Origin of the sequence: Amycolatopsis pithecellobii (assembly GCF_009707865.1) — a bacterium.
Classification (GTDB): Bacteria; Actinomycetota; Actinomycetes; order Mycobacteriales; family Pseudonocardiaceae; genus Amycolatopsis_E; species Amycolatopsis_E pithecellobii.
On sequence record NZ_WMBA01000003.1, the window covers coordinates 46,697 to 71,959 of the forward strand.

The 25,263-nt window shown below is 67.4% G+C and carries 25 protein-coding genes; 21 read left to right on the forward strand and 4 right to left on the reverse strand.

The window, feature by feature from the left end:
- Positions 1-104: 104 nt before the first annotated feature.
- The 14 genes from GKO32_RS02865 to GKO32_RS02930 all read left to right on the forward strand — a co-directional run bounded on the left by GKO32_RS02865 (position 105) and on the right by GKO32_RS02930 (position 13,829).
- Positions 105-1,877 carry a thiamine pyrophosphate-binding protein gene (locus tag GKO32_RS02865; RefSeq protein WP_166459342.1) on the forward strand — a complete coding sequence of 591 codons (1,773 nt, stop codon included), beginning with the start codon at positions 105-107 and terminating at the stop codon, positions 1,875-1,877.
- Between the two features lie 27 nt (positions 1,878-1,904).
- On the forward strand, positions 1,905-2,705 hold the full coding sequence (locus GKO32_RS02870; protein WP_154755183.1) for a mycofactocin-coupled SDR family oxidoreductase: 801 nt from the start codon (positions 1,905-1,907) through the stop codon (positions 2,703-2,705).
- Between the two features lie 52 nt (positions 2,706-2,757).
- Positions 2,758-3,840, forward strand: a complete 1,083-nt coding sequence (locus GKO32_RS02875) for an ABC transporter substrate-binding protein (RefSeq protein ID WP_166459343.1) — start codon at positions 2,758-2,760, stop codon at positions 3,838-3,840.
- Positions 3,837-4,730 carry an ABC transporter ATP-binding protein gene (locus tag GKO32_RS02880; protein WP_154755185.1) on the forward strand — a complete coding sequence of 298 codons (894 nt, stop codon included), beginning with the start codon at positions 3,837-3,839 and terminating at the stop codon, positions 4,728-4,730. Before GKO32_RS02875 ends, GKO32_RS02880 begins: the two co-directional genes overlap by 4 nt.
- Complete coding sequence (locus GKO32_RS02885; RefSeq protein ID WP_154755186.1) at positions 4,727-5,614, forward strand: ABC transporter permease; 888 nt, start codon at positions 4,727-4,729, stop codon at positions 5,612-5,614. Before GKO32_RS02880 ends, GKO32_RS02885 begins: the two co-directional genes overlap by 4 nt.
- A 5-nt stretch (positions 5,615-5,619) precedes the next feature.
- Complete coding sequence (locus GKO32_RS02890) at positions 5,620-7,287, forward strand: AMP-binding protein (protein ID WP_154755187.1); 1,668 nt, start codon at positions 5,620-5,622, stop codon at positions 7,285-7,287.
- Entirely contained in the window at positions 7,284-8,972 is a 1,689-nt protein-coding gene (locus GKO32_RS02895; RefSeq protein ID WP_154755188.1) for an FAD-dependent oxidoreductase, read from the forward strand. Before GKO32_RS02890 ends, GKO32_RS02895 begins: the two co-directional genes overlap by 4 nt.
- Positions 8,973-8,987: 15 nt before the next feature.
- On the forward strand, positions 8,988-10,085 hold the full coding sequence (locus GKO32_RS02900) for a Gfo/Idh/MocA family protein (RefSeq protein WP_154755189.1): 1,098 nt from the start codon (positions 8,988-8,990) through the stop codon (positions 10,083-10,085).
- An 8-nt stretch (positions 10,086-10,093) separates the two neighbouring features.
- Positions 10,094-10,870 (forward strand): maleate cis-trans isomerase family protein, encoded by a 777-nt coding sequence (locus tag GKO32_RS02905; RefSeq protein ID WP_154755190.1) that lies wholly within the window; start codon positions 10,094-10,096, stop codon positions 10,868-10,870.
- Positions 10,867-11,505, forward strand: coding sequence for a VOC family protein (locus GKO32_RS02910; protein WP_154755191.1), 639 nt, complete (start codon positions 10,867-10,869; stop codon positions 11,503-11,505). The genes GKO32_RS02905 and GKO32_RS02910 overlap by 4 nt, the downstream gene beginning before the upstream one ends.
- Positions 11,505-11,750 (forward strand): hypothetical protein, encoded by a 246-nt coding sequence (locus tag GKO32_RS02915; protein WP_154755192.1) that lies wholly within the window; start codon positions 11,505-11,507, stop codon positions 11,748-11,750. Before GKO32_RS02910 ends, GKO32_RS02915 begins: the two co-directional genes overlap by 1 nt.
- A complete protein-coding gene (locus GKO32_RS02920; protein ID WP_154755193.1) occupies positions 11,750-12,934 on the forward strand; it encodes an alpha/beta fold hydrolase in 1,185 nt (394 codons plus the stop codon). Before GKO32_RS02915 ends, GKO32_RS02920 begins: the two co-directional genes overlap by 1 nt.
- An 88-nt stretch (positions 12,935-13,022) precedes the next feature.
- Positions 13,023-13,628: an SRPBCC family protein gene (locus GKO32_RS38675; protein WP_246243095.1), complete on the forward strand. Its 606-nt coding sequence runs from the start codon at positions 13,023-13,025 to the stop codon at positions 13,626-13,628.
- Between the two features lie 48 nt (positions 13,629-13,676).
- Positions 13,677-13,829: a hypothetical protein gene (locus tag GKO32_RS02930; RefSeq protein WP_208024250.1), complete on the forward strand. Its 153-nt coding sequence runs from the start codon at positions 13,677-13,679 to the stop codon at positions 13,827-13,829.
- A gap of 155 nt (positions 13,830-13,984) precedes the next feature.
- Here GKO32_RS02930 and GKO32_RS02935 read toward each other — a convergent pair whose 3' ends face one another.
- Complete coding sequence (locus GKO32_RS02935) at positions 13,985-16,864, reverse strand: FAD-binding and (Fe-S)-binding domain-containing protein (protein ID WP_166459344.1); 2,880 nt, start codon at positions 16,862-16,864, stop codon at positions 13,985-13,987.
- A 67-nt stretch (positions 16,865-16,931) separates the two neighbouring features.
- Here GKO32_RS02935 and GKO32_RS02940 point away from each other — a divergent pair, with 67 nt between their 5' ends.
- Complete coding sequence (locus GKO32_RS02940; RefSeq protein ID WP_154755195.1) at positions 16,932-18,719, forward strand: thiamine pyrophosphate-dependent enzyme; 1,788 nt, start codon at positions 16,932-16,934, stop codon at positions 18,717-18,719.
- A gap of 9 nt (positions 18,720-18,728) precedes the next feature.
- Positions 18,729-19,589, forward strand: a complete 861-nt coding sequence (locus GKO32_RS02945) for a Rieske (2Fe-2S) protein (RefSeq protein ID WP_154755196.1) — start codon at positions 18,729-18,731, stop codon at positions 19,587-19,589.
- Between the two features lie 9 nt (positions 19,590-19,598).
- On the opposite strand, the gene GKO32_RS02950 is transcribed toward GKO32_RS02945, so the two are convergent.
- Positions 19,599-20,180, reverse strand: coding sequence for a TetR/AcrR family transcriptional regulator (locus GKO32_RS02950; protein ID WP_154755197.1), 582 nt, complete (start codon positions 20,178-20,180; stop codon positions 19,599-19,601).
- Positions 20,181-20,270: 90 nt separating this feature from the next.
- Between GKO32_RS02950 and GKO32_RS02955 the strand changes: the two genes are divergently transcribed.
- Positions 20,271-21,230, forward strand: coding sequence for a ketopantoate reductase family protein (locus GKO32_RS02955; RefSeq protein ID WP_312867453.1), 960 nt, complete (start codon positions 20,271-20,273; stop codon positions 21,228-21,230).
- A 17-nt stretch (positions 21,231-21,247) separates the two neighbouring features.
- On the opposite strand, the gene GKO32_RS02960 is transcribed toward GKO32_RS02955, so the two are convergent.
- Positions 21,248-21,835 carry a TetR/AcrR family transcriptional regulator gene (locus GKO32_RS02960; protein WP_312867454.1) on the reverse strand — a complete coding sequence of 196 codons (588 nt, stop codon included), beginning with the start codon at positions 21,833-21,835 and terminating at the stop codon, positions 21,248-21,250.
- Between the two features lie 51 nt (positions 21,836-21,886).
- Between GKO32_RS02960 and GKO32_RS02965 the strand changes: the two genes are divergently transcribed.
- From GKO32_RS02965 to GKO32_RS02980, 4 genes are read left to right on the forward strand one after another with little or no spacing between them, the layout of a single operon-like run.
- Positions 21,887-22,396 (forward strand): nuclear transport factor 2 family protein, encoded by a 510-nt coding sequence (locus GKO32_RS02965; RefSeq protein WP_154755199.1) that lies wholly within the window; start codon positions 21,887-21,889, stop codon positions 22,394-22,396.
- An 18-nt stretch (positions 22,397-22,414) separates the two neighbouring features.
- A complete protein-coding gene (locus GKO32_RS02970) occupies positions 22,415-23,350 on the forward strand; it encodes an SDR family NAD(P)-dependent oxidoreductase (protein ID WP_154755200.1) in 936 nt (311 codons plus the stop codon).
- A gap of 35 nt (positions 23,351-23,385) precedes the next feature.
- A complete protein-coding gene (locus tag GKO32_RS02975) occupies positions 23,386-23,826 on the forward strand; it encodes a MarR family winged helix-turn-helix transcriptional regulator (RefSeq protein ID WP_154755201.1) in 441 nt (146 codons plus the stop codon).
- A 25-nt stretch (positions 23,827-23,851) separates the two neighbouring features.
- Complete coding sequence (locus tag GKO32_RS02980; protein WP_154755202.1) at positions 23,852-24,547, forward strand: SDR family NAD(P)-dependent oxidoreductase; 696 nt, start codon at positions 23,852-23,854, stop codon at positions 24,545-24,547.
- Between the two features lie 19 nt (positions 24,548-24,566).
- Here the strand turns inward: GKO32_RS02980 and GKO32_RS02985 are convergent, their stop codons facing one another.
- A complete protein-coding gene (locus GKO32_RS02985) occupies positions 24,567-25,262 on the reverse strand; it encodes a dienelactone hydrolase family protein (protein ID WP_154755203.1) in 696 nt (231 codons plus the stop codon).
- Between the last annotated feature and the right edge of the window lies 1 nt (position 25,263).

The following is a 25,263-nucleotide window of genomic DNA, read 5'->3' on the forward strand; positions in this document are numbered from 1 at the left end:
CGCGCCGCTTGGTCCCGATAACGACTCACTCTTCGCCCCCAGGGGCAGGACCCTCGGGCCGCCCTCGGCGGCTGAAAATGTGGCACTGCAAGGGAAAGGCTGCAATGGACACCGAAGTGACGGACGTGCAGGAGACGATCGCCGCTGCCCAGGACGGGCGGGAAGCGATCGGTGTGGCGCTGCGCGACGCCGGCGTCGAACTCGTCTTCGGCTACCCCGGGGGCGGTGCCTATCAGATCCTGGACGGGATCCTGAGCGCGGGAATCCCGAATATTTCGGCACGCACCGAGCTGAGCGCGGCCTGGATGTCGTACGGATACAACCGCATGCGCCGGCGTGCTTCCTCGGCGTGCTTGTTCCACGTCGTGGGCACCCTGCACGCCGTCCCCGCGCTCTACGCGGCCAAACAGGACTCCAACCCGCTGCTGGTCATCGACGCGAACCTCGCCAGCGCTCTGGATATGCGGGAGGCCCTCCAGGAAGGCGAGGAGGTGTACTCGTCGATGAAGCCGCTCACGAAGTACATCCGGCGCGTGGTCACGGCCGATGACTTGCCGCTGGCCGTCCGGCAAGCCGTCACGGCGGCCAGCACGGGACGCTTCGGCGCGGCGGTTCTCGACGTGTACTCCCAGGTGATGACGCAGCCGATCGTCGCCGCGATCGAGCCTCTCGTCCTGCCTGAGCCGCCCCAGGCGGCATCGGCGGGTATCGACGACGTCATCGAACTGCTGAATTCGAGCGAGCGGCCGGTGATCATCGCCGGCGCGGGCGTCCATCTCGCCGATGGCACGGCACAGCTCGCGGAGCTCGCCGAGAAAACCGGTGTGCCTGTCGTCTCGACGGGACGGGGTGGGCGAGGTGTCCTGTCCGACGACCATCCGCTGTATGCCGGGCCCATCGGTTCCTTCGGCTGGACATCCGCGAACGAAGTCGTCCAGCGTGCCGACCTCTGGATCGCGGTCGGCACGTCCTTCTCGCAGATCAGCACAGCCGCCTGGACGCTGGACAAGCCGTCGAAGATCGTCCATATCGACATCGATCCCGGTCAGCCCGGCAAGATCGTCCAGCCGACGATCGGCCTCGTCGCTGACGCACGGTCGGCCTTGGCGCAGCTGAACAGTGCGGCCCAAAAGCGAGACCTGCGTCAGCGCACCGAGGGCCGCTCGATGGTCGCCGCGGCAAAGCAGGCGTGGTACGAGGCCTACCGGTCGCGCTACGACGGGTCCGAAAAGCCGATGACCCAAATGCACCTGATCGACGTGCTCAATGCGGAACTGCCGGCTGACGCCATCTGTATCGGCGACTCGGGAAGCAATGCCTTCTTCATTTCCCGTGGCCGCCACTTCGGCGCCGATTGCCCGCCGGTTCCCAACGGACCGAGATATCAGTCGCTGGGCGCGAGCCTGCCCATTGCCATCGGCACCAAGCTCGCGCTTCCGGACAAGACTGTCGTGAGCTTCCACGGTGACGGCGGGTTCTACTACGACCTGATGGAACTGGCCACGCTGACCCACCACGGCATCAAGGTCATCATCGTGATCGACAACAACGGGTGCCTGATGGCCAACCGTTCAGGCATGGCAAGCCTGGGTATGCGGGAAGAAGTGGCCGCCTGGACCGAACTGCCGCCGACCGACTTCGTCGGCGTGGCCGCCGGAATGGGGGTCGACGGCGAGCGGGTCGAACATCCGGAGGATTTGGCCGCTGCTGTGCGTCGCGCGCTCGATGCCCCGGGTTCCTACCTCATCGACGTGGCGACCGATCCGGACACGCGGCTCCATCGAGCCGTGCCCAATGTCGTTCCGATTCTGTCGGATCGTCCGGCCAAGAAAGGCCAGCACACCTCGATCGGTCTCGAGGGATCTTGGCCATGGTGACGCGAAGCTACACCTGAAAGGAAGCTCATGACTCGACTCGAGGGCAAAGTGGCCCTCATTTCCGGAGCCGCACGCGGGCAAGGGCGTGCGCACGCGATTCGGCTCGCGAAGGAAGGCGCCGACATCATCGCCTTCGATGTTTGCCAGCCGCTCCCGACCATTCAGTACCCCCTGGCGACTCCCGAGGATTTGGCGGTCACCGCACGCGAGGTCGGGAAACTCGGCCGCCGCATCCTGACCTTCGAGGCCGACGTCCGGGACCTCAAGGCGCTGAACCAGATCGTTGGCACGGGCGTCCGAGAACTGGGCCGGCTGGACATCGTGTGTGCGAATGCCGGAACCGTGAACTACGCCACGAACGGCTGGGCGCTGGACGAAGAGGCGTGGGACGAGAGCATCGGCATCAATCTCACCGGTGTGTGGAAGACGCTCAAGGCTTCGATCCCGGCCATGATCGAGGCCGGCAACGGCGGGTCCATCATCATCACGAGCTCGCTGGCCGGTTTGAAGGGCTGGCCGCGGTTGGCGTCCTACGCTGCCGCGAAGCACGGTGTTGTCGGCTTGATGCGAACGCTGGCGATCGAACTCGCGCAGTACTCGATTCGCGTGAACACGGTGCATCCCGGAAACACCCAGACGCCCATGGTCGACGGCATCCGCGAACTGTTCGCCCACGAATCGAGTGGCGCCAACATGCAGAACCTGCTGCCCGTCGAGCTGCTCGAGGCGGAAGACATCGCGAATGCGGTGCTGTGGCTCGCCTCAGACGAGACGAGGTACGTCACGGGTATCTCCGTCCCGGTCGATGCGGGCTTCCTGCAGATGTAGCTCGAGCGGATGTCGTCACCGAGGCCGACGTGTCAGTAAGGGAGTAAATGCAATGGAGCAGCAGAACGCGCGGACCGATGTGAAGCGGCGGTCGAAACGCGGCGCGCTCAACCGATTCGCGCCGATCGTGGTCTTCGGCCTTGCCGGCGTTCTGCTGGCGGCCTGCGGCAGCGCCGGCGGCAGCCGGGCAGCCGGCGAGTCCGTCTCGCAGCTCAGAGTGGGCGTCATGAACCCCGGGCCTGCCTACGCGCTCCTGTACTGGGCGAAGGCGAAGGGCTACTTCCAGAACGCGGGGCTGGACTTGACGATCAGTGCGGATGGGGCAGGGATGCCGGCCAACTTCGTGGCCGGAAAGTCCGACACCATCTACACCTCTCAAGGTTCCTCCTTCGCGGCGATCAATCAGGGCAAACCCGTCGTGAGCATTTACGGCACGGAGGCGGGTGGCAGCGGTTACGTCGTCACGTCCGATCCAGCCGTGAAGTCCCCGCTGGACTGCAAGACCGTGTCCACCGGAACGGCCGGTCAAGCCATCTACGCGTGGACCAAGCAGCTGGAAAAGGTGTACAAGACGAAATGGGAGCTGACCCAGTTGTCGGGAGACGTGTCGGCACTGACGGCCAATGTCGTGGGTGGACGGACCAAATGTGCCGTCGGAAGCATCGCCTATTTTCAGGCAGGAATCCAAAAAGGACAGTTGAGGGTCGTCTTCGATCCGGTGGACAAGGCCAAGCTGCCCGCCGATTGGCCGATCCTGGGGATCGAGGGTGTCTTCGCGGCACTCCCCGGCACGCTCAACGAGAAACGCCCAGCCTTCGAGAAGCTGCTGAAGGGCTACAACAACGCCCTGACCGACTACCTGGCCGCCCAGCCGAAGGACATTGCCCAGACCCTGATCGCGTTCGACAAAGGTTTCTCGGCGATCGGATCCGTGGACGCCCTTGCCCTGACGATCGAACAGGCCAGGCCGAACCTGAGCCCGAACAGGGGGTACATCCCGCAGAACGTCTGGCCCAGCACGCTGTCGTTCTACGAGTCGGGCGGGCTGGATTTCCTCGCCAAGGACCCGGGCAGATTCGACTACGGCAAGGTCGTGGACATGTCCGTCTACGACGCGGCCATCGGGCGGCCATGATGCATCCGACCTCGGAAGACTCGATCCAGTCGGGACGCGGTGTCACCGCTGCTCCCGGCGGAGCCGCTGTCGAGTTCCGCAATGTCAGCTACCGCTACCCGAGCGGATTGCAGGTGATCGCGGACCTCAATTTGAGCGTCTGCCGCGGGGAAAGCGTCGGCATCGTCGGCCCCAGCGGATGCGGAAAGAGCACACTGCTGAGCCTCATCGCGGGCCTCGCCGAAGCTCAGGCCGGCGACGTGGAGGTGGTTCCGGATCAATCGGGCCGGCACCTGCTGAGCATGATGTTCCAGAAGGACACCGTCCTGCCCTGGTTGACAGTGGAGCAGAACATTCGCCTGCACTACTCGTTCAAGAAAGGCCGCGCCAGAGGTGGCCAGGGGCGGGCCGCACGGCGAGCCACCGACGAGAAAATCCGGGAACTCATTTCCATGGTCCATCTCGGCGGATTCGAGCAGGCGTATCCGTACCAGCTCTCGGGTGGCATGCGGCGCCGTGTCGCGGTGCTGGCGAGTGTTGCGGCGTTCCCGCAGGTCTTGTTGCTCGACGAACCGTTCTCCGCGATCGACGAACCGACCAGGGTGACGATTCATCAGGATGTTTTCACCATCGTTCGCGAGCTCGGTATCACGACCGTCCTGGTGACGCACGACCTTGCCGAAGCCGCAAGTATGTGCGACAAGGTCTACATCCTTGGTCCCCGGCCCACGTTCGTTTTCAGCGAGCACGAGGTTCCGTTCGGGACCGGGCGCGACATGATGTCTCTCCGGGAGACCCCTGCCTTTCTCGATCTGTACAGCCGTCTCTGGCGTGATCTTCACCTTCAGATCAACGCGTCGCACACCGTGGAGCCGGCGAGCATCCACCCCGAAGGGACGGGGCGACGATGAGCAACACACTCGGTGGCACAGACGTCGTTTCCCGGCGGCTCAATCCTCGCAACGGGAAGACGAGGAAGCCGGGCCGGCAGCAGAGCGGCGCACGAGGGAAAATCACCGTGACCGCGATGCAGTTCTTCGTGGCCCTCGCCTTCGTGGCGGCTTGGCAGTTCGTTCCGCAGATCGGTGGTCTGTCCCGGTGGAAGCTTCTCGATCCCTACTTCATCAGTTCTCCCGCGCAGCTGGGGGAGACCCTGGTGGACCTGCTGCTCGGCCGCAATGGTGTCCCGCCGGTCTGGAACTATCTGTGGCCGACGCTCGAGGCCTCGGCCATCGGTCTGGTCCTTGCGATGAGTGCGGGCGGGTTGGCGGGCCTGGTTCTGGGCAGCTTCAAGGTCCTCGGCGCGGTGTTGCGGCCCTTCGTCGTCGCCTTCAACGCGGTGCCGCGGGTCGCGCTCATCCCGATCGTGATCGTGTTGTTCGGCAGTGGATTGCTGACATCGGTCGTCGTCGCCTTCATGGTCGTGTTCTTCGTTGCGCTCTTCAACGCGTACGAGGGTGCCAGGACTGTCGAATCCCATGTGCTGCACAACGTGCGGCTCCTCGGCGCTACACGATGGGATGTCATGTGGCGGGTCCGGTTTCCGTACGCCTTGGCATGGACGCTTTCCGCGCTTCCGGTGGCCGTCAGTTTCGCGATCGTCTCCGTGGTGACGGGCGAGATTCTCACCGGAACCTCCGGCATGGGCCTGCTGATCCTTACGGCGACCACGCAAGCCAATTCCACCATGACATTCGCCGTTATCGTCGTCCTGTCGGCTTGCGCGTTGCTGCTGCTGTGGATCTCGGATCTGTTCCGGCGCCGCGCCCTGCACTGGTGGACCCAAGGAGGCTGACAGCTATGTCGATCGACCCGTGGGAAGGACGTTTTCCACGCCATGACCCGTCGGCGGCGGAAACCTACGTCAAAGCGGGGGCCTGGACTGACGCCACCGTATCGCAGCGATTCCGCGGCATCGCGGAGCGTTATCCGGCACGCCTCGCCGTCGTCGGACGCGACACGTCCTACACCTACGCCGAGCTTGACCGGCGAAGCGATCAGGTAGCGGCTGCGCTTCGTGAAATCGGCCTCGGCCCCGGAGATGCGGTCCTCCTGCAACTCGGCAACACCGCCGAAGGGGTGCTGGCCTTCTACTCCCTGCTCAAGGCGGGGACGGTGCCGGTCGCCACGTTGGCGTCGCATCGGACCCACGAGCTGCGGCATATCGGGACTGTCGCCGGTGCTCGTGGCCATCTGGTAGACACGAGCGTCAGCAATGGCGAGCTCGTCGGCCTCTCACATGCGGCGTCCTCGTACCTGCCGGCCCTCGAACACCGGCTCTGTGTTGGTGAAGCGGCACCGGGTTTCCCCCGCATCGGCGAAGCGGGTCTGTCCATTCCGGACGAGGTCGTTCGCGCCACGGTCGACGACATTCAGGCGCGGATCGATCCGCGATCGGTCGCGGTGCTCCAGCTTTCCGGTGGCACCACGGGAACCCCCAAAGTCATTCCCCGGCTGCACGCCGAGTACTGGAACAACGGTCTGGATGTCGCGAAGACATTGCGGCGCGACCATCGGTCGGTCGTTGCGCATGCGATGCCGTTCGTGCACAACGCCGGCGTGGTGCACGCGTTGTTCGGTGCGCACGCGGTCGGCGGTTGTTTCGTCGCGGTGCCTTTCGGCCCCGCGGAGTCATCGCTGGATTTCCTCACCGAAAGCGGTGTCACCGACATGATGATCGGCGGCCCGATGCTTCCGTGGATCGACGACCCGCGGTGGGAGAAACTGTCGGAGACGCTCAAGACAGTGGCCTGGTCCGGCTCGAAACTTCCACCGCGAATCTTCGACCGGTGCTCGTCCCTGGGCATGTGGGTCGGGCAGAACTGGGGGATGGCCGAAGGGCCGTATATGACCTCCGAGCGTGACGCGCCGGAGCTTTCCCGGCGCGACACCGTGGGCAACCCCAACAACCGGCTCGACGAGTTCCGCGTGGTCGATGCCGTGACCGGTGAGGACCTCCCCGACGGCGAGACGGGACGCCTGCTCTATCGCGGACCGTCGACGATCGCCGGTTATCTCGATGCGGGGCAACACAACGCGGTGGCGGTGAACGGCGACGGCTTCCTCGACACCGGGGATTTGGTGCGAGTCCTGACGGTCGAGGGCCACCGGTGCCTCTCCTTCGAAGGACGCATGAAGGATGTCATCAGCCGTGGCGGGGAGAAAATCAGCGCGGCGGAAGTGGAAGAACTACTTCTGCGGCACCCGGATATCGGGGAGGCCGCGGTCGTCGCCATGCCGGACGAGCGGTTGGGGGAACGGGCCTGCGCGTGCGTCGTGCCCTCGTCGCCCGATTCGGTGCTGACGCTCTCGGTCGTCCTCGAGCACTTCGCGAGGCTCGGTGTCGCCAAGTTCAAGTGGCCCGAGCGCCTTGAACTCGTGCCCGCGTTGCCAAGGACCCCGACCTTGAAGGTCGACAAAATGCGGCTGCGTGAGCAATTCCGTCCTCTCGAAAGGCAGGAGCCATGAGCACACCCAAGTCCGTGGAAGAACTCGCCGGTCCCTACGACTTCATCGTGCTCGGGAGCGGGGCGTCAGGGCTGACCGGTGCCCTTGTCGCTGCCATCGGCGGGGCGCATGTCCTGGTGCTGGAGAAGTCCGGACTTGTCGGTGGCACCACCTCGATGTCCGGTGGTGGCGTGTGGATCCCCGGCAATCGGCACATGGGTGAAGTCGGGGTCGAGGACAGCCGGGAGGAGGCGCTGGCCTATCTCCGCGCGTGTGCCGGGCCGACGGGCGACGACGAACACATTGTGGCACTGGTCGATCACGGTCCCAGGATGATCGAGCTTCTCGAGGACCAAGGGGGTGTCGCCTTCGAGGCGTGGCCCGCGATCGGCGGAACGATCGACTACCGCCCCTGGCTTCCCGGCGCCAAACATGGTGGCCGGGCTTTGAACAGTCTCCGGATCCCGCTGGCCGAACTGGGGGAGTGGGGTGCCAGGCTGCGCAAGGAACCCGCATCGCGGTGGCGCGTCAATCCCCTCGACTATTACTCGAAGGAAATGCACCTGATGCGCCCGGTTCCCGAGTCCGGGGGAGGAGGCGGATGGGGGGCGATCAACGCGCTTTCCCTCGGCGCGGCCGACGAACAGGAAGAGGCGTACGGGCGCGGCACGGGGCTCATCGCCCACCTGCTTCGCGGTGCCCTGAACCATGGCGTTCACGTCCTCACCGGCACCCCGGCGACGCGGCTCGTGGTCCAGGGCAATCGGGTGGTGGGTGTTGGCGTTGGTGAGACGGAAATCGAAGTCCGCCACGGCGTGCTGATCGCCACCGGCGGGTTCACCAACAACGAGGAACTGAAGCGGATGTGGCTTTCGCGGCCACTGGAGTTCACCTGCGACATCGAGTCGAACCAAGGAGACGGTCACCTGATGGGCGCCGGTATCGGGGCTCAGCTGGCCGGCCTCGGTGACGCGTGGTGGATGCCCCATCTGCAGCTCGGCGGCGAGGCCGGGGTCGTGAACGCCGGCGGCAGCCGCGAAGACCGGATCCTGCCGCACACGCTCATCGTCAACAGCATGGGCCGGCGGTTCATGAACGAGGCGACGAACTACTACGACGCCGGCGAATACTTCGGCAACAGGGTAGGAGCCGCACCCCGGAACTTCCCCGCCTGGTTCATCTTCGACCAGCAAGGTGTGGAGCGATACGCGCTGTTGGCTTGGAAACTGCCGCAGGCCGGGCAGCCCGCCGAGTTCCTGAAGGTCGGCGAGACGGTTGAGGACCTGGCGCGGCAAATCGGACTGGACCCAGGCGTTCTGCGGGGCACGATCGATCGGTTCAACGGATTCGCCAGAACGGGTGTCGACGAGGAGTTCCAGCGCGGGGGCAACCCGTGGGACCTCGCCTGGGGAGACCCCGAATGCAGGCCGAATCCCTGCTTGGGAACGCTGGAGAAAGGCCCGTTCTACGCCATCCAGGTGCTGACCGGCGCCTTGGCGACCCGGGGAGGGCTCCGCGTGAATGCGCGTGCCGAGGTGCTGGCTGCCCAAGACGGCAACCCCATCCCTGGACTCTATGCCGCCGGCAACTGTTCGAACGGCGGCCCGGCCGGCACCTACGCGGGCCCGGGCTCGACCCTGGGCGCAGGGATGACCTTCGGCTACCTCGCGGCCCAGCAGGTTGTTGCCGAGATCGCCGCGACCTGAGCAGCGGGAGGGAAAATGACGGAACCTCTCCGCCTTGGGGTCATCGGTGCGAATCCGGAAGCAGGCTGGGCATCAAGGGCCCACCTGCCCGCGGTGCAGGCCCTGGCCGAGATCGACCTCGTCGCCGTCGCCACGACCCGCACGGAAACGGCCGAGGCCGTCCGCGAGGCGTACGGCGCGCGGCGAGCCTATGCCGGCGCCCTGCTGCTGCTGAAAGATCCCGACGTCGAGGCGGTGACCATCGCCGTCAGGGCACCAAGCCACCGCGACCTGGTGGAGCAGGCACTCATGGCCGGCAAACACGTCTACTGCGAATGGCCTTTGACGACCGACACCTCCTCCGCTTCGGCGCTGCAACGGCTCGCGACCGACCGCGGCCTGGCGACGATGATCGGCCTTCAAGGCGCGCGAGCATCGCCGATCCGGGCGGTGGCGGCCATGATCGCCCGGGGTGAGCTCGGCAGGCTCCTGTCCGTCAGCGTGCACGCTTCCCACGCGCTGGGTGGCCTCCGGCTGCCATTGTCGAAGACCTATCAGGCCGATGCCGCCAATGGCGCGAACGTGCTGATGATCACCGCTGGGCACTCGCTCGACACCATGTGCGCGGTTGCCGGCGAGATCGCGGAGCTGTCCGCGACCGTGGCGACGCGGCTACCGGATATCACGGTCGTCGAAACCGGTGAGACCATCCGGGCGACGAGCCCCGACGAGGTCTCGATCACGGGAACCCTCGAGAACGGCGCGGTGCTGACGGCCCACGTCCAGCGCGCGCTGGCGCACGACCCGAAGGGGTTCACGCTCGACGTGCGCGGGGAGCTCGGCGCCATCTGCATCTTCGCCAGCCCCGGTGTCCACAGTGGAACGATCGAGGTCCTCCATGTCGACGGGACCGGCGAACACCGGGTCCTGTCGCCGTCCTCGCCGGCAGATGTGCCGACCGGGCCGCCGAGGTTCATTGTCCCGATGTACCTCGACTTCGTCGAAGCCGTTCGGACCGGCGAACGGGTGGGCCCGGACTTCGCCCATGCGGTTCGCCGTCATCGGTTGCTGGACTCGATCCTCGCCGCGGCGGCAACAGGTGTCCGGCAGCCGGTTCGCGTCCCGTCTCACTGAGGAGAAACATGGTGCAGCACAGAGTGGGACTGATCGTCCCGAGTTCCAACGTGACGGTGGAGACCGAGTTGCCGGCGCTGCTGCGTCGCCAGCCGGGCACGGAATTCACCTTCCACGCCTCACGGATGCGGATGACCGCGGTCACGCCCGCCGGACTGGCGGCGATGAATGTGCAGCGGGAGCGCTGCGTCATCGAGGTCGCCGACACTGGCCCCGACGTGATCCTCTACGCCTGCCTCGTCGCCTTGATGGCCGGTGAAGCCGGCGAGCACCACCGCGTTGAAGCCCTCATCGCCGAGCAGCTCGCGACGGGCGAGTCGCGCTCTCTTGTGCGATCGAGTGCCGGTGCCCTGGTCGAGGCCGTCAAGGTACTGGGGGCGAAGCGCATCGCCGTTGTCACACCCTATCTGAATCCGCTGGCCGAAAAGGTCGTCCGATACCTGGAGCACGAGGGCGTCGAAGTGGCGGATTTCCGTGCGCTCGGTGTCGAGGACAACCGTGAAGTCGCTTGTATCCCCGGAGACCGGGTCATCGGAGCGGCTCGGTCACTCGACCTCACCGGCGTGGACGCACTCGTTCTCTCCGCGTGCGTCCAGATGCCATCGCTGGACCTGATTCAGCAGGTAGAACACGAGTTCGGCCTGCCCGTGTTGAGCGCAGCCACCGCAGGAGCCTTCAGCATCCTGCGGAGCCTGGGTATCCCGTCCAACATCGCCGGCGCGGGAAGTCTCCTGGCGTCCGGGGACCGTCACTACACCAGCGCCGAGTTGGAGTCCGCACGATGAAGCACCTCGTCCAGGGCGTCGACCACGCCGCATTCCCGACGTTCGATCCTGCCGGGACAGTCAAGTTCTACCGGGACGTCCTGGGTTTCCCGGTTGTCCATTCGATCTGCGCCGCCGGCTGGGGACCGGAGAAGCACCCGGACTTCATCCACTTCTTCTTCGACATCGGTAACAGCGACCGCATCGCGTTCTTCTACTACTTTGGTCTGGACCAGCCTGGCCCGGACCGGCGGGGAGACGCCTACGCTCGCTTTGACGACAGCGTGCCCGGGTTCTTCATCGGTTCGAGGCACCTCGCCCTGCACGTGGGTTCTGAGGACGATCTCAACGAATACCAGCGCCGGCTCGACGCGAGCGAATGGCCGACCGAGATGCGCGTTCAGCACGAGACGATCGAGTCGATCTACACGCACGATCCGAACGGGTACATCCTGGAGATCACCCGTGCACTGCGTCCCGTCACGGTCGAGGAGGACATCGACGCCGCACTGACGATCGACGCTCTGGTCGATATCGCCGCCGGTCCGGCTCCGTCCTTGGATGCGCTCCTCACGCGCAAGGCCGAGCTCATCGTCGAGCGTGGCGACCGTTGGGACGAGCTGCTCGTCCCCGCCCCGGAGGAAGGCAGCCGCTGATGCCGTCGCTCTTCGTGCTCGCCACTCCCGAAAACCGTCCCGTGGTCGAGGTCGCCGAACGGGACGCCGACGTCTCGGTCCATCGCTCCGGGCCGTATTTCGTGCTGGCCTCTGCCGAAGGATTCTCCATCGACAGGCGGGCGACCGGCTGCCGGCACGCGGTGTGGTACAGCTGCGTGGCCGGCCTGTCCGGGTTCCGCATCGAAGGCTGGGACAAGGACTCACTACGGCTGGCGGTGCGGTGATGACTTCGTTCCAGACCGAGGCTCTGCGACTCAGGACGGCAGACGGAGCCTTCGTCGCGGGACTGCTGCGAACGCCCGAGGGCGGGGCCGGGACGGTGGTCAGCATCGTGCATCCGCGTGAGGACCCGAGCCACCATCCCTTCGCGTTCGAACTCCTCGAGCGCGGGTTCGCGGTGTGGGTCCAGGGGACGAGATCCGTCAACAACGATCTGCGGCTCCTGCACGAGCAGGCGCTGCTCGATGTGGCGGCTGGGCAAGCGATGTTGCGCGATCGGGGATTCGAAGCACACGTGACGTTAGGGCACTCTGGTGGCGCGACGCTTTACGCGTACTACCAGGAACAGGCCCGCCTGGCACCCGAAGATCGTCACACTGCGGCCCCTGACGGAACCAAGGTCGATCTCGGTTCAGCCGACATGCCGATCCCGGACGGCGCGGTTTTCGTGGCGCCCCACCCGGGTCAGGGTGTGTTGCTTCAGCGACTGATCGACCCGTCCGTCACCGACGAGTCGGATCCGTGGTCGACGGACCCGGGCCTCGACCCGTACGCCCTGGGCAACGGCTTCCGGCCGGCGCCAGAGCCGTCGTGCTATTCGCCGGACTTCGTCGAACGGTATCGCGCGGCGCAGATCGAGCGCGTGCGGCGTATCGATGCCGTCGCCGCGACGGCCGTGGCCACCGCGCGCGAGCACGGCGAGCGGTACCGGGCAACAAAGGACGATTATCACCGGCGCCACTGGCTGGCCGCCAACATCATGGTCGTGCACCGCACAGACGCCGACCTGCGTTCCGTTGACCTGTCGATGGATCCGAACGACCGGCCGTACGGTTCCTTGTTCGGCAGCCGGCCGGATCTCGGGAACTTCGGGTTCCCCGGCTTCTGCCGGGTCACGACGGCGCAAGCCTGGATGTCGACGTGGTCGGCGACGACCTCGCGGGCGAACTTCGTCCAGAATGCCGTCGGCGTCCACTCCCCGGCATTGCTCGTCGAACTCACCGGCGACCAGGGTTGCTTCCCCGCCGACGCACGGGAGATGTACAAAGCCCTCGGCGCGGACGACAAGAAACACGTCCGCGTCGCCGGCACGCATTTCGGCGGTTCGATCTCGAAAGGTGCACCGACGGGTACCAAGCTCGCCGCCCAGCAGTTCAGCCGCTGGCTCGAAGAACGCTTTGCTCTCTGAACGGTCCGGCCACAACGCGAGGGCGGCGCGATGCGCCGTCCTCGCGTTGTGCCATGTGCTAGGGGACGGCACCGTGGACAGCCCTACTGTGATCGACCATGACCTCGACGGCGTGTTCGTGCGAGAAGTGTCGCCGGCGGCCCGGCGGCGAACCGGACATCCACTCGTGTTCATCCACGGCGGATTCCATGGCTGGTGGGCGTGGGAAAGCTGGCAGTCGTACTTCGCCGGCGCAACGCCGTCGGGCAGCCGATCACCGAAAAAGATCTCGGCAATCTGCGCGGCATTCGGAATTGAGTGTGTACTCGTTGGTGGATCGACGTACTTTACTCGTGTGATTGAGATCGGTTCGCGGGCGCGCACGCTGCCGGCACCCCCGTTTGCCGTCTGGGACTCACTCGTGGAGCCTCGTCGGCCAGGAGCCCGTCCGTGGCTCCACTTGCTGGCCGACGAAGTCGATCCCGGAGTCCTGGCCGCCGAGAAGCCCAGCCAGGTGGTGTGGTCATCGTTGTGGCCAAGCCGGCCCAATGATCAGGTACGTTTCGCGCTGACGGCCTCGCGCGACGGCGGGACCTTACTGAGGTTTACCTTGCTCGCCGCCGACGAAGCCCCCGACCAGAGCAAGACCGGACACCTGCGGCGACGGCTCAACCAACTGCTGTTCGCTGATCTTCGTTTTTCCTATGGCCAGTGAGCGGCGACTTCCTCGGACCTTCTCCGACATTGACGGCTCGCTCGCCGCGTGCTGAGCTTTGTCATGCTGGGCCTGGTCGCGATCGGCGGCACCGTGGTGGTGCTCACGTCCGATCCCAGGCGGCAGGCCATCACATTGTCGGTGTACGGCGTGTTGCTCAGCGTCCTGTTCCTCATTCTGCCGCGCCCGACGTCGCGCTGATGGTCCTGCTCACCGTCCGCAGTGTACAGTCCACAAAGGACAAAAGGCGGTGAACACGACCAGCACGCCTATCACGCCGACGCGCTCGCGCAACCAGCCCAGCCCGCGCCGGTCGCGCCTGAGACGGCGTGGACTCCGGCCGGTGTTTTGCTGTGTCATGCGTCGGTGGCCGTGCCGGCGAGGACCTGCGCCAGGTGCAGGGCCTGGCGTCCGGTGCCGGCGGCGATCTGGGTGCGGCAGCTGAACCCGTCGGCGAGGATCAGGGTGTCCTCGTCGGTGGCGCGGACGTCGGGAAGCAGCACCCGTTCACCGGCGGCCATGGACACCCGGTAGCGATCGCCGGGTTCGTAGCCGAAGCTGCCGGCCATCCCGCAGCAACCGGAGTCAGGGCGCGCCAGGTCGAGCCCCATCGCCTCCATCAGCCGCAGATCGGCATCGGTACCGATGACGGCCTGCTGGTGGCAGTGCAACTGCAGCAGGGCCTTGCTGTGCACCACGGGCGGTGTGTACCCGTCGCTGGCAACCAGCACTTCCGCCAGTGAGTGGGCTTGCTGCGCCAGCCGCCGGGCGGCGGTGCTGTGCGGCAGGAGGTTGCGCAGCTCGTCGCGGAAGACGGCGAGGCAACTCGGTTCCAGCACGACGATGGGAGTACCGGCGGTGAGCGCGGGCTCCAGTTCATCGAGAATGCGCCGGAGCCAGCGTTTCGCGGTGCGAAGCATGCCGTAGTCGTAGAGCGGCCGGCCGCAGCACAGCACTTTGCCGGGAATTTCGACGGTGAAACCCGCGGCTTCGAGGACGCTGACGGCGGCGATTCCGACGCTGGGGGAGAAGTAATTGGTGAACGTGTCCGGCCACAACAGGACCGGCCGGCCGCGGGGCCGGCCCTGGTGTTCGGCGAAGGCGGCGCGGAAGGTGTGGGCGGCGAAGCGCGGCGCCTGCCGTTGCGGCGCGATCCCCGCGGCCCGGCGGGCGAGCCTGCCGAGCCCTGGCGCGGCGAGAGTCGCGTTCACCAGGTGCGGGGCTCGTGTGGCGAGGCGCGCCCAGACGGGGATGAGGCCGAGTGTGTAGGCGGATCGTGGGCGGAGCCGGCCCTGGTAGTAGTGGGCCAGGAACTCGGCCTTGTAGGTGGCTATGTCGACCCCGACAGGGCAGTCGCCCTTGCAGCCTTTGCAGGCCAGGCACAGGTCGAGGGCGTCCTTGACGTGCTCGTCGTGCCAGCCTTTGCCGTGGGCGTCGGGCGCGAGGTGGCCGCCCATCATCTCGAACAGCAGCCGGGCACGGCCGCGGGTGGAATGCTTCTCCTCGCGGGTGACCATGAAGCTGGGGCACATGGTGCCGCCGGAGGTGTGCCGGCAGATGCCGACGCCGAAGCATCGGTTGGCGGCGTCGGCGAAGCCCATTTCGTCGTCGGGGTAGGCGAAAAAGGTGCGGACCGGCCTCGGCTGGTAGGCGGGCCCGGTCGCGAGGTTCTCTTCTGGCGAGTAGGGGTGTACCACCTTGCCAGGGTTCATCCGGCCCGTCGGGTCCCAGATCCGTTTGAACTCGGCGAACGCGTCCACGAGTTCGGGCCCGAAGATCTTGATGAGCTGGTTCGCGCGCAGCTGCCCGTCGCCGTGCTCACCGGACAGCGAACCACCGTAGCGGGCGACGAGGTCGCCGGCTTCGTCGATGAACGTGCGGAAGTTGCCGACCCCGGCGGCGGTCGTCAGGTCCGGGTCGAGCCGGTTGTGCATGCAACCCTGGCCGAAGTGTCCGAAAAGGACGGTGTGGTAGCCGTGTTTCGTGACGAGGGCGCAATAGTCGCGGATATAGTCGCCGAGCCGTTCCGGCGGCACTCCGGCGTCCTCCCACAACGCCAGTCCCGCGTGCTCGCCCGGGATCCGGGTGTATTCGATGGTGGAGCGGCGGATTTCCCAGATCTCGCTCTGTCGTCTGGGGTCCTCCACGACAGCCGGGACTCCCGGTTCGGAGACCTTTGCGGCGGCGTGTCGCACCTGCTCGTCGACCTCGTGACCGGTGTCGCCGCCGTACTCGGCGAGCAGCCATGCCGCGCCTTGCGGGAGTTCGTCCATGCCGGGCAGGTGAATATTGTGTTTGTGCAGATTGTCGATGACCCCGGCATCGAAGCATTCCAGGCCGATGACGCCGGTGTCGGCGAGTTCGGGCACGTGGTCGGCCGCGGTCGCGGCGTCCGGGAATCCCGTGACCAGCAGCCGGCGGCGCGGCGGGTCGGGCAACAACCGCACGGTCGCCGCGAGCACGAGCACGCACGTCGATTCGCTGCCCACCAGGGCCCTGGCGACGTCGAAGCCCCGCTCGTCGAGCAACTCCTCCAGGTTGAACCCGGACACCCGGCGGGGGACCGTGGGGTAGCGGAGCCGGATCGCATCCTCGTGCCGCTCGGCCAGTTCCCGCAGACGACGGTAGATATCGGCCTGCCTCCCGCCCGCGGCAAGGATGCGCTGGTATTGCTCCCATGACGTCGGGCCGACGGTCATGCGAAGCCCGTCGTAGGTGATGATGTCCAGCGAGAGCACATTGTCGACGGTCTTACCCGCACGCTGGGAATGCGTGCCGCAGGAGTTGTTGCCGATCATGCCGCCGAGCGTGCAGCGTGCGTGGGTGGCCGGGTCGACGGAGAAGGTCAGCCCGTGCGCAGCCGCGGCGTCGCGCAGGTGGTCCAGGATCAGACCGGGCTGGACCCGTGCGGTGCGGGCCTGCGGGTCGATCTCCAGCACGCGGTTCATGTACTTGGAGAAGTCGAATGCCACCGCATCGTTGACGCTCTGCCCCGCCAGTCCCGTGCCGCCGCCCCTGGCCATGACCGGCGCGCCGTGCCGGTGGCATACGGCGAGCGCGGCGGCGACATCGTCGGCGTCGCGCGGAATCACCACCCCGATGGGGACCTGGCGATAGATCGAGGCATCGTTGGCGTACAGCGCACGGGAGCCCTCGTCGAAGCGCACCTCGCCGGCGACCGCCGCGGCCAGTTCCTGGGCTAGTGCGCCCCGGTTGAGCACACCTGCAGTGGGCATGTTTCCGGCTTCCCCGGGTAGCCGAACTGAAACACGTCGGCCGCCTCGGCGAGGAAACGGATATCTCATGGCAAAGACGACTTCTGATCTTATTGTGGAGCGGCTCCTCGACTGGGGAATTGACACCTGCTTCGGCCTCAACGGGGACGCGATCAACGGGTTTTTCGAAGCCCTGCGTACCCACGCCGACCGGATGCGGTTCGTGCACGTCCGGCACGAGGAGAACGCCGCGCTCGCCGCTGTCGGATACGCCAAGTTCACCGGGCGCCCTGCCGCGTGCGTCGCCACGGCCGGACCGGGGGCGGTGCACCTGCTCAACGGGCTCTACGACGCGGAGATGGACGGCGTCCCGGTCATCGCCATCACAGGCATGACCTACCACGACGTGATCGGCGCGCACCTGCTGCAGGACCTGAACTCCGATTACCTGTTCCGCGACGCCTGCGCGTTCAGCGAACGGGTCATGGGACCCGCGCACGCCGTGAACGCCACCGATCTCGCCGTCCGCAAGGCCCTGGCCGCACACGCGCCCGCACACCTCGCGATTCCCGTCGACACCCAGGCCCAGACCGAGGACACGCACTCACCGAAGAACCCGCCCGGTCACACGTCCACCGCGATGCCGGAGCGGGCTCCGGCACCCTCGCGCGGTGATCTCGAGCAGGCCGCCGAGACCCTCAACTCCTGCGGCAAAGTGGTGATCGTGGCCGGCGCCGGGGCGCGCGGGTGTGGGGACGAGCTGGAGCGCGTCGCCGATCTGCTGGCGGCTCCCATCGTCAAGGCCGGGCTGGGTAAGGACGTCGTCCCGGACGACAGCCCGTACACCACCGGTGGGATGGGCATCATCGGCACCCGGCCCTCGCATGAGGCGATGGAGCAGTGCGATGGGCTGCTGATCGTCGGCAGCGCAACGGCTTTCCACGAATTCTGGCCGAAACCGGATCAGGCGCGCGGCGTGCAGATCGACCGCAACCCGGCCCGCATCGGCCTGCGTTACCCCGTCGAGAGCGGGCTGGTCGGCGACGCGCGCACCGCCCTGATCGACCTGATGCCGTTATTGCGGCGCAAGAGTGACCGCGCTTTCCTCGAACATGCGCAAGCCGGCATGCGCCGGTGGTGGGACGTGCTGCGCGAGGAGGCCCGCGACCACAGCACACCCATGCGACCGCAGACGATCACGTGGGAGCTGTCGGAGTTGTTGCCCGACAACGCCATCGTCACCGGGGATGCCGGCACCGTCACCGCATGGGCCGGCCGGCTGCGACTGCGGCGCGGCATGAACTATTCGTTCTCCGGGACGCATTGCACGATGGGTTCGGCGGTGCCTTATGCGATCGGGGCGAAGATCGCCCATCCTGAGCGCCCGGTCATCGCGTTCAACGGCGACGGTGCGATGTCGATGGGCCTGGGCGAACTCGCCACCCTCGCGCAATACGCGCTGCCCGTCACCGTGATCGTGCTGCACAACAACTCCCTGGCCCTCGAGGTGTGGGAGCAGAACGCGCTGCTGGGAAACCCGCAATACGGCTGCGACCTGCACTCGATCGACTTCGCCAAGGTCGCCGAGGGGTGCGGCCTGCGTGCGTTCCGGATCGAAAAAACCGAGGAAGCGCACCAGATGCTCGCCGAGGCGATCGACCACAATGGACCGTCGCTTGTGGAGTGTGTCGTCGACCCCTATGCGGCCCCCTACACCGACACCATCAAGGATTCCCACGCGGACAAGATCTTGGCCGCGTACGAGAAGGGCGAACCGGAAGCGCCCAGGATGGCACGGAGCCTCCTCGAACCCGCCCGGCTTCCGATGGCGCCCGCCGTGCAACACGCCGAACACGAACTACGCCGCTACACGTGAGGGGGCGCGATGAGGCAGATCGAGGTGGCCGACCGGATCGCGGCGGCGAGGTGGCTGGATGGCGTAGCGAGCGCGGTGCGGGGCGTAACGAGGAAACTGATCCGGCCGGGGCGGGTCAAGGATGCCCTGCACGGCGTCTGGCTCGGCCATCCCGTCCATCCCGCGCTGGCCCAGGTCGCGGTCGGCTGTTTCACGGGCGCGGCGGTACTGGACCTGACGGGCGACCAGGATGGGGCTGTGCGGCTGATCCGGTTCGGGCTGCTCGGCAGCCTGCCCACCGCGGCGGCGGGACTCGCCGACAACGCCGAGGGACTTGCCGACCAACAGCGAATCGGCGTGGTGCACGGCACCGTGAATGTGGCGGCCCTCGGTTCCTACCTTCTCTCGTTGCGGCTGCGGGCATCGGGACGGCGTGGAGGTGTCGCGACGGGGCTCGCGGCGTATGCATTGGTTGCCGCAGGTGCGGCCCTCGGCGGTGACCTGGCGTTCCGGTGGGCGATGGGGCCCAACCACGCCGCGGGGCTCCCGCAGGCCGGTCCGCGGGACTGGACCGATCTGGGCGCGGTCGGTGATTTCACCGAGGGCACCCCGGCCCGCGTGACGGCGGGGCAGGTTCCCGCCCTGGTTCTGGTGGCGGACGGGGAAATCTTCGTTGTCTACGACCGGTGCGGTCACCTGGCCGGCCCGTTGCATCAAGGCAACGTGGTCCGCGAGGACGGACAGTGGTGCGTGGCGTGTCCGTGGCACGGGAGCACCTTCCGGGTGTCCGACGGTGCCATCGTGCGTGGCCCGGCCACGGTTCCGCAACCGGTGCTCGACAGCCGGGTCGAGAATGGCCGGCTGCAGGCCCGCGTTCGTCCGGCTCCGTAACGACACGCCCTAACCGCTTCCGGCATGCGGCCGGCGCAGCCCGTCCAGTACGAGGGTGATGACACCGTCGGCCTCGGCCCGCCAGTTGGGACGGTCATGGGCAGCGCCGATGCCGTGCAGCGCCATCATGACGGCACCGGCGTCCACGTCGTCGCGGATCGCGCCGTCCTGCACGGCCGCGGCCACCAAGTCGGTGACAGCCTGCTCCAGCGCCCGGCTGCCCTCGGCGAGGGCACCCGAGCGATCGGCCCATAGGGTGGCCAGCGTCCGGGCGAGGCCCTCATGGGCAGCGATGTGGTCGACCATGCCGCGTAGGAAGGTCGCCAACGCCTCCGCCGCGGGCAGCGTGGCTTGGAGTTGGCGGGCGCGGTCGCACAGTGCGGCGACTTCCCCGTGGTAGACCGCCTCGGCCAGCGCCTCCCGGGTGGGGAAATGGCGGTACAGCGTGCCGGTGCCCACCCCGGCCAGGCGGGCGAAATCATCGAAGCGCAGGTCGAAGAAGCCGCCGGCGTCGAAGACCTCCCGGGCCGTGGCGAGCAGGGCCTCGCGCTTGCGTTGGGCGTCGGCCCGCAGCGGCTTGCCGGCGGTCATGCACTGCCTCCTGTTGACAAATGGAGATGACCTCCATATTTTGAAAAGTGGAGATGACCTCCAAATCGATCGTACCCCACGAGGTGCAGCGTGAAGATCCTGATGTTCGGCCGAGGCGTGATCGCCACCATCTACGGCTGGGCCCTGGAACGGGCCGGGCATGAGATCGAGTTCTACGTCCGGCCGGGACGCGCCGCGGCGTACGGGAAAGCGATAGACCTGGATCTCCTCGATGCGCGGCGCCGGGTGTGGGGCCGGCGCGTCGTCGAGAAGTGGCCGGTGCGCTGTCGCGAAGCGCTGGAGCCGGACCACGACTTCGACCTGATCGTGCTGAGCGTGCCGCACCACCGGCTCGCGGAGGCGGCGGCCTTCCTGGCACCGCGCGTCGGCAAGGCCACCGTGCTGGTCTTCGGCAACATCTGGTCCGAGCCGCTCGCCGCGATCGGCGCACTCCCGCCCGATCAGGTCGCCTGGGGCTTTCCCCAGGCCGGTGGCGGTTTCGGCGAGGACGGCGTGCTCCGTGGGGTGCTGCTGCCGTCGGTCGTCTTCGGCACCCTCGGCCGGCCACCGACCGAGGGGGAGCGGGCCGTGCGCCAGGCGTTTCGCGAGGCCGGGCTGCGGATCAAAGAGCAGCCTGACTTCCGCGGCTGGCTGTGGGTCCATTTCGTGTCGGATGCCGGCCTGTTCTCGCAGGGCCTGCGGCTGGGTTCGCTGTCCAGGCTGGCCGGGGCGCGGGGCGACCTGCGCGAGGCGCTGCTGGCCGGCCGTGAGCTGCTGCCGCTCCTCGAGGCGCGCGGCATTGACCTGCGACGTCACCGGGGCGGTGTGCTGCTGTTCCGGGCGCCCGCCTGGCTGATGGCCCCCGCGCTCGCCTGGCTGACCGCTCATGTCGCACCCCTGCGCGTGAGTATCGAGGCGCACAACGACCCAGACGCCCAGGAGCCTCGTGAGATCTGCCGGGACACTCTGGCGGAAGCACGACGGCTGGGCGTCGGGGTGCCACGACTCGAGGCGGCGGAACCGAGCTTCGCCCGCGCGCGGAAGGACTGAGCCTGGCCACCGGCGTTTCAGCCGCGTCTACCTCGTCGGTGTCGGGGCCGGATCGCGTCGATCAGCATGCGGACGAGTTCTTCCACAGTGGTCTGCCACGTGTCCTTCGCCAGGTGGCCGCTCAGTTCCATCCCGGCGATGCCGTGTGCGCTGGACATCAGCAAGGCGGCGTACCGCGGGGTGTCAGGCTCGCCGACCACGCCCGCGACCAGGGAGAGGAACTCGTTCTGGAGGCGGCCCGCGGCTTCGGCGGCGGCTGGGGTACCGGCCGGTGTGCTGAACATCAGCGCGTACAGGTGCGGCTGCCGCCGGGCGAGTCCGATCAGCGCCAGAATCGCTTGCTCGAGGCGCGTGTCCGCGGTGGTATCGGGGTCTGCCCGGAGCTGCTCGACCTCGTCGGCCAGCGAGTTCCACGCGTCGATCGCGAGCTGGGTCAGCAGATGCTCTTTGTTCTCGAAGTGCCCGTAGGGCGCACCGCGGGAGACGCCGGCCCGGGCGCCCACCGCGCGGAGGGTCACCGCATCGGGGCCTCCCTCGTCGAGCAGCTCGGAGGCGGCGCGGACGAGAGTGCGCCGGGTGGCTGCGGCCGTCTCGGTTCGTGTCACGCCGGCCAGTTTACTTGACAGTGTCATCTGAGTGGGGGGACAGTAGTTCATATGACACAGTCACATGAACTACTCGCCGACGATGTCCGCCTACGCCGCCTGCTGGATCGAGCCGAGATCGGCGACGTCCAGCTCCGCTACGCCAGGGGCACCGACTCCCACGACTGGGAGCTGTTCCGCAGCTGTTTCACCGACGAGGTCGAGATCGACTTCAGCGATGGCTTCGGTCAGCCCGTCGTTCGCCTGGGCGTCGACGACTGGGTGAAGGGCACCGCACCGAGGATGGAGTCCTTCACAGCGACACAGCACATGATCACGAACCTCCTCATCACCTTCGACGGCGACGACCGGGCCACCTGCGTCGCGTATGTCCGGGCCAGTCACCACCTGCCGAACAGCACCGGTGACAGCGACCAAACCGTGTACGGCTACTACACCAACCGCTTCGAACGGACCGCGAGCGGCTGGCGGATCGCGGGGGTCAAGCTGACCCCGCTCTGGATGACCGGGAACTTCGGCATTTTCCGGACGGCCCTGACTTCCGAGTCCGATCAGGCCTGAATCAGGAACAGGAAACCCATGGCACACAACAACCTTCCCGACCTCACGGGCCGCACCATCGTCGTCACCGGGACGACCTCGGGCCTCGGCCTCGCCCTGTCCGGCGTGCTGGCCGCGGCCGGCGCGCGGCTCCTGATGACCGTCCGGGACGCCGGACGCGGAGCCGCGGCCGTCGAGCAGGTGCGGGCCGGGATCGACGGCTCAGGCTCGGCCGAAACCGTTCTGCTCGACCTGGCCGATCTCGCTTCGGTGCGTGCCGCCGCGGCGGATATCCGGGAACGCACCGGCGACCGGGTCGACGTGCTCGTCAACAACGCCGCTGTGTCGCTGGGACCGCACGAACACACACGTGACGGGTTCGAATTGCAGATCGGCACCAACCACCTCGGTCCCGCCGCGCTGACCTGGCTGCTGATGCCCGCGCTGAGGGCGGCCGGTGACCCTGAGCGGCCGTCCCGGGTGGTGACCACTTCGAGCCTCGGACACCGCTCGGGCGGACTCGATCTCACCGACCTGCAGTGGGAGCGCCGGCGGTACTCGCCGACACGCGCTTACGGGGCTTCGAAACTCGCGAACCTGCTGTTCGCCGCGGAGCTCGACCGGCGGTTGCGGCTGGCCGGTGACCCGGTGCTGTCGGTCGCCGCCCACCCTGGGCTGACGGCATCGGAGCTGCTGAACAACTCCCTCGCCCGCCGGAGTACCTGGAAGTCACGGCTGCTCGTGCTGCCCGACCGGTATCTCTCCCAGCCGGTCGCCACCGGTATCGGGCCTCAGCTCCTCGCGGCCACGGGACCGGTCCGCGGTGGCGACTATCTGGGCCCCACCGGACCGTTCGAGATCCGCGGTCCGGCCGGTCCCGCGCGCCGCTCGGCCACCGCACAGGACCCGGTGCTCGCGCGGGAGCTGTGGCAGATCACCGCCACGGCCACCGGAGTCGCGGCGGACCCTGCGTAATGCGGCAGATGGTATCGTGACGATATGATATCCTGATGATGCAAAACGACGTGGAATCCGATCTCGGCTGGGCACTGCGCAGGATCTCGACGGCGTTCCGCACCTCCGCCGACGACGCGGTCGGGGTAATTCCCGGTCACGGACGGGGCTATCTCGTGCTGCTCGCGATCGACGGTGGCGCGGAGCCGTCGCAGGCGGAGATCGCCCACCTGCTGAGGCTGACTCGCACCATGACCACCTACCTGCTGGACGACCTCGAACAGCACGGGCTGGTCCAACGGCGGGCGAGCACCCAGGACCGGCGGGTACGGCACGTGTTGCCCACCAGGAAGGGGCGGGCTCTCCTCCGGACCACTCGCGCAGCGTTGCGCGAGACGGAGGAGCGCCTGTTTTCTCCCCTCACCGGCGAGGAATCGGAGACCTTGCGAGCGTTGCTCGCCCGCGTCGCGGCGCACACCTCCTCCGGAGGTGACTGACCGCTGAGAACGAAAGGGATGACCATTGCCTACCGCCCTGGTGACCGGTGCCAATCGCGGACTCGGCTTCGAAACGGCGCGGCAGCTCGCCGCCGCCGGGTTCGACGTCTATGTCGCCGCTCGTGACGCAAGTAAAGCCGCCAGTGCGGCGGAAAAGCTGGGAGCGTGGCCGCTCACCCTCGACGTCACCGACGACGACTCCGTGGCAGCGGCGGCAGCGCTCGTCGGGCGGGAACAGGGCCGCCTTGACGTGCTCGTCAACAACGCCGCCATCAGGCCGGAGCTGAAGCCCGTGGCCGAGGTGACCGCCGCCGAAGCGCGGAGGGTCTTCGACACCAACGTCACCGGCGTGATCCGGGTGATGCACGCTTTCCTGCCCCTGCTGGAAAAGTCCGGGCACGGCGTCGTCGTCAACGTCGGCAGTGGCACCGGTTCTTTCGGCCGCGTCCACGACCCGGCGCGGAAAGAGTCCAAGCTCGTCGAACTTCCTTACATCACCTCGAAAGCGGCGCTGTCGATGCTCACCGTGCAGTACGCCAAGGCACATCCGGCGCTCAGGATCAACATCGTCGACCCCGGGCCCACCGCGACCGGCATGAATTCGCTCCCCGGTGTGCAGCCCGTCGAGGCCGGTGCCGCGCCGATCGTGCGGGCCGCGCGGTTCACCCCGGCGGATCCCACCGGCAGCTTCCTCGACGCGGCCGGTGTCTCTCCGTGGTGAGATAAGGCAGGCCGCGCCTTTATCCCGTTGTCGGCAAGTGCTTGTCGAGGAACGCGAACGTGCGTTCCCACGCGAGGGCGGCCGCGTCGGAGTCGTACCTGGCGGGGCGCGCATCGCAGGCGAAAGCATGTCCCGAGCCGGGGTAGACGTGCTGTTCCGCGGGGACAGGGAGGCGAGCAAGCGCGGCGTCGATCGCGGCGACCTGGTCCGCCGGGATCGTCGGATCTTCCGACCCGACGTGCACCAGGATCGGCGCGTCGAGCCGGCCCGCCCGGTCGAGGACGGCGTGCGGGCCGGCCGCGATGCCCGGACCGTAGAACACCACCGTGCCCGCCAGACTGTCGATCGCCGTGGCGGCGGTGAACGCGGCCCGCCCGCCGAAGCAGAATCCGACGACGGCGACCCGTTCGGCGGGGATCCCGTCCCGCTCGGCGAGGTCCGCTACGACGGCCCGCACGTCGGTGACGATCGCGTCGACGCCGATGGCGCCGATCAGCGGCATCGCCTCGGCGTGCTGCTCGTAGCCGAGCACGCCGATTCCGTTGCGGTGAAAGAGATCGGGGGCGCACGCGAGGTAGCCGCGTGCGGCGATGCGCCGGGTGACGTCCCGGATGTGGTCGTTCACCCCGAACGCCTCCTGCAGGACGATCACGGCGGCATCCGCGCCGGCACCCGCCCGGTAGACGTTCATGGGCCCGTCGGCCGTCTCGATCATT

What these genes read in the sequence shown, in the direction of transcription:
- GKO32_RS02865 (WP_166459342.1), top strand. Translation starts at nt 105, where the DNA reads ATGGACACCGAAGTGACGGACGTGCAGGAGACGATCGCCGCTGCCCAG.
- GKO32_RS02870 (WP_154755183.1), top strand. Translation starts at nt 1,905, where the DNA reads ATGACTCGACTCGAGGGCAAAGTGGCCCTCATTTCCGGAGCCGCACGC.
- GKO32_RS02875 (WP_166459343.1), top strand. Translation starts at nt 2,758, where the DNA reads ATGGAGCAGCAGAACGCGCGGACCGATGTGAAGCGGCGGTCGAAACGC.
- GKO32_RS02880 (WP_154755185.1), top strand. Translation starts at nt 3,837, where the DNA reads ATGATGCATCCGACCTCGGAAGACTCGATCCAGTCGGGACGCGGTGTC.
- GKO32_RS02885 (WP_154755186.1), top strand. Translation starts at nt 4,727, where the DNA reads ATGAGCAACACACTCGGTGGCACAGACGTCGTTTCCCGGCGGCTCAAT.
- GKO32_RS02890 (WP_154755187.1), top strand. Translation starts at nt 5,620, where the DNA reads ATGTCGATCGACCCGTGGGAAGGACGTTTTCCACGCCATGACCCGTCG.
- GKO32_RS02895 (WP_154755188.1), top strand. Translation starts at nt 7,284, where the DNA reads ATGAGCACACCCAAGTCCGTGGAAGAACTCGCCGGTCCCTACGACTTC.
- GKO32_RS02900 (WP_154755189.1), top strand. Translation starts at nt 8,988, where the DNA reads ATGACGGAACCTCTCCGCCTTGGGGTCATCGGTGCGAATCCGGAAGCA.
- GKO32_RS02905 (WP_154755190.1), top strand. Translation starts at nt 10,094, where the DNA reads ATGGTGCAGCACAGAGTGGGACTGATCGTCCCGAGTTCCAACGTGACG.
- GKO32_RS02910 (WP_154755191.1), top strand. Translation starts at nt 10,867, where the DNA reads ATGAAGCACCTCGTCCAGGGCGTCGACCACGCCGCATTCCCGACGTTC.
- GKO32_RS02915 (WP_154755192.1), top strand. Translation starts at nt 11,505, where the DNA reads ATGCCGTCGCTCTTCGTGCTCGCCACTCCCGAAAACCGTCCCGTGGTC.
- GKO32_RS02920 (WP_154755193.1), top strand. Translation starts at nt 11,750, where the DNA reads ATGACTTCGTTCCAGACCGAGGCTCTGCGACTCAGGACGGCAGACGGA.
- GKO32_RS02935 (WP_166459344.1), bottom strand. Translation starts at nt 16,864, where the DNA reads ATGCCCACTGCAGGTGTGCTCAACCGGGGCGCACTAGCCCAGGAACTG.
- GKO32_RS02940 (WP_154755195.1), top strand. Translation starts at nt 16,932, where the DNA reads ATGGCAAAGACGACTTCTGATCTTATTGTGGAGCGGCTCCTCGACTGG.
- GKO32_RS02945 (WP_154755196.1), top strand. Translation starts at nt 18,729, where the DNA reads ATGAGGCAGATCGAGGTGGCCGACCGGATCGCGGCGGCGAGGTGGCTG.
- GKO32_RS02950 (WP_154755197.1), bottom strand. Translation starts at nt 20,180, where the DNA reads ATGACCGCCGGCAAGCCGCTGCGGGCCGACGCCCAACGCAAGCGCGAG.
- GKO32_RS02965 (WP_154755199.1), top strand. Translation starts at nt 21,887, where the DNA reads ATGACACAGTCACATGAACTACTCGCCGACGATGTCCGCCTACGCCGC.
- GKO32_RS02970 (WP_154755200.1), top strand. Translation starts at nt 22,415, where the DNA reads ATGGCACACAACAACCTTCCCGACCTCACGGGCCGCACCATCGTCGTC.
- GKO32_RS02975 (WP_154755201.1), top strand. Translation starts at nt 23,386, where the DNA reads ATGATGCAAAACGACGTGGAATCCGATCTCGGCTGGGCACTGCGCAGG.
- GKO32_RS02985 (WP_154755203.1), bottom strand. Translation starts at nt 25,262, where the DNA reads ATGATCGAGACGGCCGACGGGCCCATGAACGTCTACCGGGCGGGTGCC.